This window comes from Vibrio sp. YT-19(2023) (assembly GCF_033337395.1).
The window spans coordinates 97,406-108,696 of the sequence record NZ_JAWOQN010000011.1 but is presented as its reverse complement, the minus strand read 5'-3'; the positions used below and the strand labels follow the sequence as shown (position 1 = coordinate 108,696).

Sequence of the window (11,291 nt, the reverse complement as noted above, 5' to 3'; positions counted from 1 at the left end):
GGCTTTTTTGTTATTCGAGTATTCCCTTCCTAGAGATAAAAGAGACCGCCTCTTCCTACCCCGTTAACATATTTCCAATAACGAACATTTGGTTAGACAACGCTATCTATTGTTGGTCTTCAAAACGTACGACCTTATCCATTTAACTTGTCTTAACTAGGTAAGTTCGAGCAACCGAAAAACTTCATTCATACAATAAAAAAAGGACAACAAACGGAAGAAAACTGTCGATAAAAAAGGCCATTTTTCAGATAACAAGCGGATTTTGACGAACTATTGATAGAGATTGCGAACTTAATCACAACAGAACGGCAGATTAATTTTTAGCTGATTAATTAACACCATTTCTGCATGTGAGCGAGATCTCCGAACCTAGAAACCAAGCAAGAAACGTATATTTAAAAAGGACCAACAGGTTAGTAATCACCAACATTCATTATTAACAAGGATATAAACTGCGACGCATATCAACGTTTATTTTTTGGCCCAATGCTGGTTAAAATTAGCCAAAATAACGTTTATAACGGAGAGCTCAGAGATTTTAACGTTTTTAACGGGAATCAAGTTTGATTATTTTATGGATAAGGTGTTTTCTTACTCCTGCCTAAGGCCTACAGGCCACTCTTGGCGAAACTCAATGTTGTAATGAGTAAGGCATGTACAAGAGGTAGGTCTTAGAGAGTGTTTATCAATTGATGACATTCAATTCCATTTAGTGAAATGAAAGCAAATAGTAAGGAACAGCTATGCTTGCCAATATTAAAAAAACAGCACTAGCAACAGCAATTATTGCAACGGCTACTACAGGTTTTGCATCGGTAGCTACTGCGGCTGAACGCAGTGAACTGACTATCCACCCTAAAGAGTTTACAACTTTCGTTCGTAACTTTAACCCTTTCTTGGGTGCAACTAACCTGCACACAACAACCGACTTTATTTACGAGCCGCTCGTTGTTTTTAACGAAATGCACGGTAATACGCCTGTATTTCGTCTAGCAGAAAACTTTACCATGGCTGATGACCTGATGAGCGTAACCTTCGATATCCGTAAGGGCGTAAAATGGTCTGATGGCAAAGCGTTTACCGCTGATGATGTTGTTTACTCTTTCAACCTAGTTAAAGAGAAGCCAGAGCTAGACCAATCTGGTATCAACTCTTGGGTGACTGGCGTAGAAAAAGTTAACGACTACCAAGTTAAATTCCGTCTAAGCGAAGCAAACTCAAACGTTCCTTACGAAATTGCGAAAGTACCCGTCGTACCTAAGCACGTATGGAGCAAAGTAAAAGATCCAGCAACATTCACAAACGAAAATCCAGTAGGCAGTGGTCCATTTACCGAAATCGACACTTTCACACCGCAGCTATATATCCAGTGTGAGAACCCGAATTATTGGGATGCAGACAACCTAGATGTAGACTGTCTGCGTGTGCCGCAAATCGCGAACAACGACCAATTCTTGGGCAAAATCGTTAACGGCGAAATGGACTGGACGTCTTCATTCGTACCAGACATCGACCGTACGTACGCTGCAGCAAGTCCGAATCACCACTACTGGTACCCACCAGCGGGTACTCAAGCATTTGTAGTGAACTTCAAAAACCCAGACGCTGCGAAAAACGAAGCGCTAACTAACGTTGACTTCCGTCGTGCGTTCTCTATGGCGCTAGACCGTCAAACTATTATTGATATCGCTTTCTACGGCGGCGGTACAGTGAACGACTTCGCATCTGGCCTTGGCTACGCATTCGAAGCTTGGTCTGATGAAGAGACGCACAACAAGTACAAAGGCTACAACACATACAACGCGGAAGGTGCGAAAAAGCTTCTAGCTAAAGCTGACTTCAAAGATGTAAACAAAGATGGCTTTGTGGATACACCATCTGGCAAGTCTTTCGAGCTTCTAATTCAATCACCAAACGGTTGGACTGACTTCAACAACACAGTACAACTAGCCGTTGAGCAACTAGCAGAAGTGGGCATTAAAGCTCGTGCTCGTACACCGGACTTCTCGGTATACAACCAAGCAATGCTAGAAGGTACTTACGACGTTGCTTACACCAACTACTTCCACGGTGCAGATCCACACTTGTACTGGGATAGTGGCTACAACTCGAAGCTACAAGCTGGTGACGGCATGCCTCGCTTTGCAATGCACTTCTACAAGAACGATAAGCTAGACGGTCTTCTTAACAGCTTCTACAAGACAGCAGATAAGCAAGAACAGCTAGAGATCGCTCATGGCATTCAGAAGATCATTGCTCAGGACCAAGTAACTATTCCTGTGCTATCTGGCGCGTACATGTACCAATACAACACAACTCGCTTCACTGGTTGGTGGAACGAAGAAAACCCTAAGGGCCGTCCAAACATTTGGGCAGGTATCCCAGAGCGTCTACTTCACGTACTGGACCTAAAACCAGTTAAATAAGTAGAAGTTCATTTCAAGCGGCATACATCCCGTGTGCCGCCTATAAAAATCCCTTGTTAACGAAACCAATATGTGGCGCTCGTCGTCAGGGGATTTTTCGCTCTAAATTTCGCTAGGAGCGACCTGAAACCAGAAACAGGGAAAAAATCTGGGTGAGTAAGGTGTGAGTTATGGGTTATTTTTTAAGACGTTTGTCGTTCTATCTTGTCGCGCTCTTAGTTGCAGCGACGTTAAACTTTATTATTCCGCGAGCAATGCCTGGTGACCCAGTTACCATGATGTTTGCTAATGCTTCAGTACAGGTGACTCCAGAACGAATCGCAGCAATGAAAGAACTGCTCGGTTTCGTTGATGGGCCAATTTACATTCAGTACTTCTCGTACATTAAAAACATTCTAAGTTGGGAATTGGGCACCTCAATCCAGTTCTACCCACTTTCAGTTAATTCTTTACTAGGTAGTGCATTTGGCTGGTCACTATTTCTAGCTGGTACTGCGGTTGTACTTTCTTTCTCCATCGCTTCTGTCCTTGGTATTTTTGCCGCCTGGAAGCGCGGTAGTAAGTACGATGCATTCGTAACGCCTGGCACATTGATCATTCAAGCTATTCCACAAATGGTTATCGCAATGTTAGCGCTGTTTACCTTTGCGATTGGCCTGAAATGGTTCCCATCTGGCTATGCTTACACGCCAGGTACTATTCCTGATTGGACAAGCTGGGAGTTCATCAAGAACGTGGGTTATCACGCTGTACTACCTCTATTCTGTGCAACCATCGTTCAAATTGGTGGCTTCCTAGTTAACATGCGTAACAACATGATCAACCTTCTCGCCGAAGACTACATCACGATGGCTAAAGGTAAAGGGCTGAGTGAAAACCGCGTCGTCTTTAATTACGCCGCACGTAACGCACTACTTCCAAGTGTTACCGCACTGTCTATGTCTTTGGGTATGGCCATTGGTGGTCAATTGATCATCGAGATGATTTTCAACTACCCAGGTTTAGGCACCGTGCTACTTAACGCAATTCACGCTCGTGACTACCAAGTACTTCAAGGTCAGTTAATTATCATGACGATGTTCATGCTGTGCTTCAACTTAATGGCTGACATGCTGTACATGATTCTAGACCCTCGCCTACGTACGGGAGGCAAATAATCATGAAAGAACTATTCAAACTTATTTTAGGTAACGCATTCGCTCGAATCGGTCTTGGTATTGTTACCGTATTCGTATTCGTTGCGATCGCCGCTCCTTTACTTACAAAGCATGCGCCAGACAAGCGAACCGGTAACCCACACGAATACCCAAGCTTTGTTGTAAAACAGGCACAAAACAATCCTGATGGTTGGGTCGCTAAAAACCTAGCAGACGATCGTCGTACGCTGATTATGTCTAAAAAGGCCGACCACGTATTAGGTACTAGCCGAATGGGTCGCGATATCTGGTCGCAAGTGGCTTACGGTGCACGAGTATCACTGGGTGTAGGCTTTGGCGCTGGCATCATCGTGTGCTTCTTAGCAACAGTCATTGGTATATCGGCAGGTTACTTCGGCGGCAAAGTGGATGACGTATTGAGTGCCGCGATGAACATCATGTTAGTAATTCCGCAGTATCCATTGCTATTCGTGTTGGCGGCCTTTATCGGTGAAGCAGGCCCACTCACCATTGCCTTGATTATCGCTGGTACTTCTTGGGCATGGGGTGCACGTGTTGTCCGCTCTCAAACTATGGCACTACGCGAGAAAGAGTTCGTTAAAGCTGCCGAAGTATTGGGAGAGTCTTCATTCCGCATCATCTTCGTTGAGATTTTACCAAACCTTATCCCAATTGTCGGTGCGAGCTTCATTGGCTCAGTAATGCTGGCGATCAACACTGAAGCGGTCATTTCGTTCCTAGGTTTGGGTGATGCCAACACGATCAGTTGGGGCATCATGCTTTACAACGTGCAAACCTCATCAGCCATGCTGATTGGCGCATGGTGGGAAGTACTAGCACCTTGTATTGCCCTAACACTACTGGTTACTGGTCTTGCTCTGTTGAACTTTGCCGTTGACGAAATTGCGAACCCTCAACTTCGTTCTCACAAAGGCATGAAACGCTGGAAAAAACTAGCTGCAAAAGACAAGAAAGAACGTGAGCCTGAACTGGCACCACAAAATGCACTATGGAGCGGAGATAAATAATCATGACTGCACCACTAATTTCCATCCGTAACCTATGCGTAGACTACATCACAGACGCGGGCGATGTCCGCGCCTGTAACAACGTGAGCTTCGACATTGCACCAGGTGAAGTATTCGGTCTGGCTGGTGAATCTGGCTGTGGTAAATCCACTGTTGCCTTCTCACTAATGCGCCTTCATAAGCCGCCAGCGTTTATCACAGGTGGTGAGGTTATCTTCAACGGTGAAGATATCCTTCAGTACAGCGATGATCGCATGCAAGCGTTCCGCTGGAGTGAAATGTCGATGGTATTCCAGAGTGCGATGAACGCTTTGAACCCTGTTCTAACCATGGAAGAGCAGTTCTGTGACGTCATCATGCGTCATACCAATATGACTCGCGCTCAAGCAAAAACACGCGCTGAAGGTCTGCTGGAAATCGTTGATATCCACCCTAGCCGATTGAGTGATTACCCGCACCAGTTCTCTGGTGGTATGCGTCAACGTCTAGTAATCGCAATCGCTTTGGCTCTGAACCCAAAAATGATCATCATGGACGAACCGACTACCGCATTGGATGTAGTGGTTCAACGTGAAATTCTACAAAAAATTTACGCGCTTAAAGAAGAGTTTGGTTTCTCAATTCTATTCATCACACATGACTTGTCATTGATGGTCGAGTTCTCGGATCGTATCGGCATCATGTACTCAGGTGAGTTGATTGAAGTCGCGCCTTCTAAGCAAATTCTGGAAAGTCCTTACCACCCTTACACCAAAGGTTTGGGTAGCTCTTTCCCTCCACTAACTGGACCAAAGACCAAATTGACTGGTATTCCAGGTAACCCGTTGAACTTGCTAGAAGTTCCACAAGGCTGCCGCTTCCAAGCTCGTTGCGATCGCGTACATGAAGCATGTACACGTGTACCAACCCAATTACGTCAAATTGAACCAGGTCGCCTCTCAAATTGCCATTTGTACGGCGACACCATTGCTCAAGCTAAGGTTTAACAACAAAAAAACGCTAGCTAAGAACAAAAATTACACTGGAGAGAATTATGAGCAAACAATTCGGCGAACTGCTGATTGAGGGTAAAAATGTCGTTAAGGACTTCCCTTTAAACAGTAACTCAATCAAACAATCTAAGATGCGCGCAATCAACGACGTCTCTTTCAAAATGTACAAGAGCCGCGGCTTGTCAGTGGTAGGTGAATCTGGTTCAGGTAAGTCTACTACTGCAAAAATGATTGCAAAAATGTACGCACCAACCGATGGCATCATTGAATACAAAGGTCGTGATATCCAAGACATCACCTCTCGTCACGATTTAATGACCTACCGTGAAGGTGTACAAATGGTGTGGCAAGACCCATTCGGCTCGCTAAACCCAACACACAACATTTTCCACCATATTGCGCGCCCGCTGCTGATTCATAAGAAAGTAGCACCGGGCAACAAGAAAGAACTGGAAGAGCGTGTGTACGACCTACTTGAACAAGTTGGTCTTATTCCACCAAAAGAAACGGCGCAAAAGTTCCCGCACCAGCTATCTGGCGGTCAGCGTCAACGTGTAAACCTAGCTCGTAACATCGCAGTTGGTGCAGAAGTGGTATTGGCGGATGAGCCAACATCGATGCTCGATGTATCAATCCGTGCCGGTGTTCTGAACTTGATGGAAGAGATGAAGTTCGAGAAACAAATGTCTCTGCTTTACATCACTCACGACATCGCAACAGCGCGTTACATTGCTGAAGATCTCGCGGTCATGTACGTAGGTCACATGGTTGAATGGGGCGATACTGAAGAAATCATTCACGATCCTCAACACCCATATACGCAACTGTTGGTATCTGCGGTTCCAGATCCATCGAAGTCTATTCACGAGAAACTGAAAGGCAACAAAGGGGAAATCCCACTTTGGACACCAGAATCTGTCGGCTGTCCATTTGCTGGACGTTGTGTACACGCTACCGACAAATGTCGCGAACGACTACCGGGCGTCACTCAACTGTCCGACAACCACTTTGTCCGCTGTTACTTATTTGAAGATTAATCATAACGAGGGTCAGGTTCAGCCTGGCCCATTCCTGTTTTTATCGTTTCCCGGAGACATTGAATGCTGCTACTGACTAACCACATTGGTTATGAACGTCTGGGCCCAAAGAAAGCCATTATCCAGACCGAACAACCACACTTGTCTTCTTACACTGCTCAATTGATTTGTGCCACTAGCGAGCAAACCGTGGCAACTTTTGCGGTTGAAGAACAAGGTAAAGTGGCGAACTGGCATCAGGGCTATTTCTACCTCATCGACTTTTCCTCTTTCACAACGTCAGGTGACTATTTCTTGCAAGTAGAAGATACGCGCTCTTCCTCTTTCATCGTTGGCGAACACATTCTGTTGGATCAAACTTTGTCAGATGTGATCCACTACTTCAAATCGCAACGTTGCGGCGGGATCTTCGATCAACAAGATCGACAACTTCCAGTACTAAACTCCAATAAAAAGGTTGATGTACACGGCGGCTGGTACGACGCATCAGGAGACGTTAGCAAGTATTTAAGTCACCTTTCATACGCGAATTATTTGAATCCTCAACAAACCCCAATGGTGGTTTGGAACATCCTAAAAGGGGTTTCATTGCTTGAAGGAAGCGAAGAAATTGCAGCTTTCACACGTACACGTCTGATTGAAGAAGCCCTGTTCGGTGCAGACTTTCTTGTGCGTATGCAAAACGAAAAAGGCTTTTTCTACATGACGGTCTTTGACAAGTGGAGCAAAGATACTGCGCAACGCGAGATTTGCGCGTACGAAACTCAACTTGGTCACAAATTTGACGACTATCAAGCAGGCTTTCGACAAGGTGGCGGTGTCGCCATTGCAGCGCTAGCGGCAGCGTCGCGTTTAAGTGTTCACGGTGAATACGATCAACAAAAATACCGCAACGCTGCCGAAAATGGTTACTGGCACTTAAAAGAGCACAATACGCAGTACCTCAATGATGGGGAAGAAAACATTATCGACGAATACTGTGCGCTACTGGCTTGTGTAGAACTGTTTAAAGCAACCAAAGAAACTCGCTACTTGGAAGAGAGCCGTTTGTGGGCGCAACGTTTAGTTGCACGCCAAATGAGCGACGAGCAGATTCAACACTTTTGGTCAGCAAACCAAAACGGCAGCCGTCCATATTTTCACGCAGCCGAAGCTGGTCTACCAGTTATTGCCCTATGCGAATATCTATCTATTGAAGACGACTCAGCACGAGCGGAATCGGTAAAACGTATCGTCAACCTAGCGTGTGAGTTTGAGATCACAATATCGAATAAAGTGATCAACCCATTCGGTTACCCTCGCCAATATGTTAAAGGCGTAAATGAGTCAAAACGCGAGGCATTTTTTGTCGCACACAACAATGAATCCGGCTATTGGTGGCAAGGCGAGAATGCTCGACTGGGCTCACTCGCGACCATGGCGTACCTTGCTCAACCGCATATAGCGTCGCAAGAAGTACAGCAACAACTTTCTGTGTTTGCTCAAGATGCATTGAACTGGGTTGTAGGCTTAAACCCATACGACATGTGCATGCTAGATGGCCATGGTCGTAACAACCCTGATTACCTCCCTCAATATGGTTTCTTCAACGCAAAAGGTGGCGTGTGTAACGGAATCACTGGCGGCTTTGAAGACGAGGAAGACATTGCATTTGACCCACCTGCACAAAAAGAAGACGTGTTACAAAACTGGCGCTGGGGCGAACAATGGATCCCGCATGGCGCTTGGTACTTACTCGCGATAATCAGTCAAGCTCAGCATGTTTCTCAGTTGGCGACCTCTAAAAATATGAAGGAAGAATAATCATGGGAATGTATTTTGTCGGTATCGATGGTGGCGGCACGTCATGTCGAGCCAGGATTAAAGATTCACAAGGTAATTTTCTTGGCGAGGCCAAAAGCGGCAGTGCCAACATCATGCTAGGTGCTGAAATAGCAATGGCTTCGATTCTTGAATCCATCACTTCGGCTACCGAGCAAGGCGGTCTAACACAACAAGATTTCGCGTCGATGCACGTCGGCTTAGCCCTTGCTGGCGCAGAGCACAAAGCATCTTGGCAAGCCTTCATGTCTCTTCCTCATCCATTTGCCAGTATAACTCTGAATACCGATGCTTACGGTGCGTGCGTTGGTGCGCACAATGGCGAAGATGGCGCAATCATGATTGCGGGAACCGGTTCTTGTGGCATCTACCTTAAAGGATTGGAGCAACACGTTGTCGGTGGTCGTGAGTTCCCTATTTCGGATCAAGGTGGCGGCGCAGTGATGGGGCTACGCCTAGTTCAGCAAGTTTTGTTAGCTGAAGATGGCATCAGAGAAAAAACGCCCCTAGCACAACACGTTATGACGCATTTCGAAAATGAGGTCGACAACGTGGTGGCGTGGTCAAAACAGGCGCTTCCTCGTGATTATGGGCAGTTTTCTCCGGCTATTTTCCAACATGCGGAACAAGGCGATGCACTGGCCATTGAAATGCTGAAGCAAACCGCAGCGGATATAGAAATGTTTCTCGTGGCATTAAACAAGCGCGGCGCAACACGTATTTGTTTAATGGGCAGCATAGCTGAACGCATTGTACGTTGGCTTTCACCACCAGTTCAGCGATGGATTGTTGAGCCACAGTTTGACGCGATTGAAGGCGCAATTATGTTTGCAGGCAAACCAGAACATAACCTTTACTCGCTCAGTGCGGCGTAGGAGTAGATATGGAATATCGTGTTGATCTCGTAGTCCTTTCTGAGCAGAAACAAAACTGCCGCTTTGGCCTTACCTTTCATAACTTGAGCGACCAAGACCTGAACAGCTGGAGCTTAACTTTCGCTTTCGATCGTTACATTCTTCCAGACAGCGTTTCAAATGGTCAACTGACTCAAATTGGTAGTTTTTGCACACTTAAGCCAGAAGGGCTGGTACTGGCTGCCAACCATCACTATTACTGTGAATTCAGTATTGGTTCGAACCCATTCCGTTATTACTCGGATGGCTTTAACGAAGCGATGATCAACTTTGTCGTTGATGGAAACCCACAGCGCGCACAAGTGGATGTCACGCCTATCGTATTAGCTTCACCATACCGTGAACGCAGTGAGATTCCGGCAAGTTTAACCCATGCACAGCCCTTGCTGCCAAAACCAAACCATATTGAGGTCAGCGATCACTATTTTAGCTTTGATCATCATGCTGGCGTCGCGGTTTATTCAAGCCTGGCCAATTCAGCTAAAGAATGGCTACTTGAAGAGCTTAAGCGCATTCACCAATTTGAGTTCGCATCAGACAATGGCAGTCAGATCATCTTCAAAGGCAACCCAACCTTGGATGAAGGCGCTTACAAACTGAAAGTAGCCGAAGAGTCAATCAAAATTGAAGCAGGATCTTCGTCTGGTTTTACCCATGCTTGTGCAACGTTGTTACAACTAATCAAAGTTGGCGATCAACCTAACTCAATGGAAGTAGTTTGCTGTTCAATCAAGGACAGGCCACGTTTTCGTTACCGCGGTATGATGCTGGATTGTGCTCGTCACTTTCACTCCGTTGAGCAAGTCAAACGCTTGATCAACCAACTGGCTCATTACAAGTTCAATACGTTCCATTGGCATCTCACCGACGATGAGGGTTGGCGAATTGAAATCAAATCACTGCCTCAACTGACCGATATTGGTGCTTGGCGCGGATTGGATGAGATCAATGAACCACAGTACACGCACTTTGATGAACGTTACGGCGGCTTCTACACACAAGAAGACATCAAAGACGTTATCGAATTTGCATCGCAACGAGGCATCACCATCATTCCTGAAATTGATGTACCTGGTCATTGCCGAGCCGCCATCAAGTCGTTACCACACCTATTGGTAGAAGCGGAAGATACCACCGAATACCGCAGTATTCAGCATTACAACGACAACGTCATTAACCCCGCTCTGCCGGGGAGTTATGAGTTTATCGACAAAGTGCTAGAAGAAGTCTCTGCGCTTTTTCCTGCGCCTTACGTTCATATTGGTGCCGACAAAGTACCTAACGGCGTATGGTCAAAAAGCCCAGCATGCCAAGCACTAATGGAACAACTGGGTTACAGCGACTACAAAGATTTGCAAGGACACTTCTTGCGTTATGCCGAAGACAAACTTCGTAAATTGGGCAAACGCATGCTGGGCTGGGAAGAAGCTCAACACGGCGACAAAGTCAGTAAAGATACGGTGATCTACTCATGGCTAAGCGAAGAAGCGGCCTTGAACTGTGCTCGCCAAGGCTTTGATGTGGTGCTGCAACCAGCACAAACCACTTACCTAGATATGACCCAAGACTACGCACCTGAAGAACCGGGCGTGGACTGGGCAAACCCACTGCCACTAGAAAAAGCTTACAACTACGAGCCGCTCGCTGAAGTGCCTGCTGACGACCCAATACGTAAGCGCATTTGGGGCATTCAAACAGCATTATGGTGCGAAATTATCAATAACCAACCTCGCATGGACTACATGATCTTCCCTCGTTTAACTGCAATGGCAGAAGCATGTTGGACAGACAAACAACACCGAGATTGGACCGACTATTTATCACGCTTGAAAGGCCATCTACCTCTGCTTGATTTGCAGGGAGTGAATTACCGTAAACCGTGGAAGTAATACAAAACTGATGTCGAAACATCA

Annotated in this window: 8 protein-coding genes; all 8 read left to right on the top strand. The window is 46.0% G+C overall.

The window, feature by feature from the left end:
- Positions 1-746: 746 nt before the first annotated feature.
- The 8 genes from R7E78_RS10625 to R7E78_RS10590 all read left to right on the top strand — a co-directional run bounded on the left by R7E78_RS10625 (position 747) and on the right by R7E78_RS10590 (position 11,267).
- Entirely contained in the window at positions 747-2,429 is a 1,683-nt protein-coding gene (locus R7E78_RS10625; protein WP_262640640.1) for an ABC transporter substrate-binding protein, read from the top strand.
- 170 nt (positions 2,430-2,599) lie between these two features.
- A complete protein-coding gene (locus R7E78_RS10620) occupies positions 2,600-3,586 on the top strand; it encodes an ABC transporter permease (protein ID WP_005380038.1) in 987 nt (328 codons plus the stop codon).
- Between the two features lie 2 nt (positions 3,587-3,588).
- Positions 3,589-4,614: an ABC transporter permease gene (locus R7E78_RS10615; protein ID WP_054730004.1), complete on the top strand. Its 1,026-nt coding sequence runs from the start codon at positions 3,589-3,591 to the stop codon at positions 4,612-4,614.
- A gap of 2 nt (positions 4,615-4,616) precedes the next feature.
- A complete protein-coding gene (locus tag R7E78_RS10610) occupies positions 4,617-5,600 on the top strand; it encodes an ABC transporter ATP-binding protein (RefSeq protein WP_005386550.1) in 984 nt (327 codons plus the stop codon).
- Between the two features lie 47 nt (positions 5,601-5,647).
- Positions 5,648-6,643 (top strand): ABC transporter ATP-binding protein, encoded by a 996-nt coding sequence (locus R7E78_RS10605; protein ID WP_005380041.1) that lies wholly within the window; start codon positions 5,648-5,650, stop codon positions 6,641-6,643.
- A 63-nt stretch (positions 6,644-6,706) separates the two neighbouring features.
- Positions 6,707-8,446, top strand: coding sequence for a glycoside hydrolase family 9 protein (locus R7E78_RS10600; RefSeq protein ID WP_262640639.1), 1,740 nt, complete (start codon positions 6,707-6,709; stop codon positions 8,444-8,446).
- Positions 8,447-8,448: 2 nt separating this feature from the next.
- Entirely contained in the window at positions 8,449-9,339 is an 891-nt protein-coding gene (locus R7E78_RS10595; RefSeq protein ID WP_262640638.1) for an N-acetylglucosamine kinase, read from the top strand.
- A gap of 8 nt (positions 9,340-9,347) precedes the next feature.
- Positions 9,348-11,267, top strand: coding sequence for a beta-N-acetylhexosaminidase (locus R7E78_RS10590; RefSeq protein WP_262640637.1), 1,920 nt, complete (start codon positions 9,348-9,350; stop codon positions 11,265-11,267).
- Positions 11,268-11,291: the final 24 nt, after the last annotated feature.

Excerpts from the sequence above, each read along its gene's own strand:
- R7E78_RS10625 (WP_262640640.1), top strand. The coding sequence starts at position 747 with ATGCTTGCCAATATTAAAAAAACAGCACTAGCAACAGCAATTATTGCA.
- R7E78_RS10610 (WP_005386550.1), top strand. The coding sequence starts at position 4,617 with ATGACTGCACCACTAATTTCCATCCGTAACCTATGCGTAGACTACATC.
- R7E78_RS10590 (WP_262640637.1), top strand. The coding sequence starts at position 9,348 with ATGGAATATCGTGTTGATCTCGTAGTCCTTTCTGAGCAGAAACAAAAC.
- R7E78_RS10595 (WP_262640638.1), top strand. The coding sequence starts at position 8,449 with ATGGGAATGTATTTTGTCGGTATCGATGGTGGCGGCACGTCATGTCGA.
- R7E78_RS10615 (WP_054730004.1), top strand. The coding sequence starts at position 3,589 with ATGAAAGAACTATTCAAACTTATTTTAGGTAACGCATTCGCTCGAATC.
- R7E78_RS10620 (WP_005380038.1), top strand. The coding sequence starts at position 2,600 with ATGGGTTATTTTTTAAGACGTTTGTCGTTCTATCTTGTCGCGCTCTTA.
- R7E78_RS10600 (WP_262640639.1), top strand. The coding sequence starts at position 6,707 with ATGCTGCTACTGACTAACCACATTGGTTATGAACGTCTGGGCCCAAAG.
- R7E78_RS10605 (WP_005380041.1), top strand. The coding sequence starts at position 5,648 with ATGAGCAAACAATTCGGCGAACTGCTGATTGAGGGTAAAAATGTCGTT.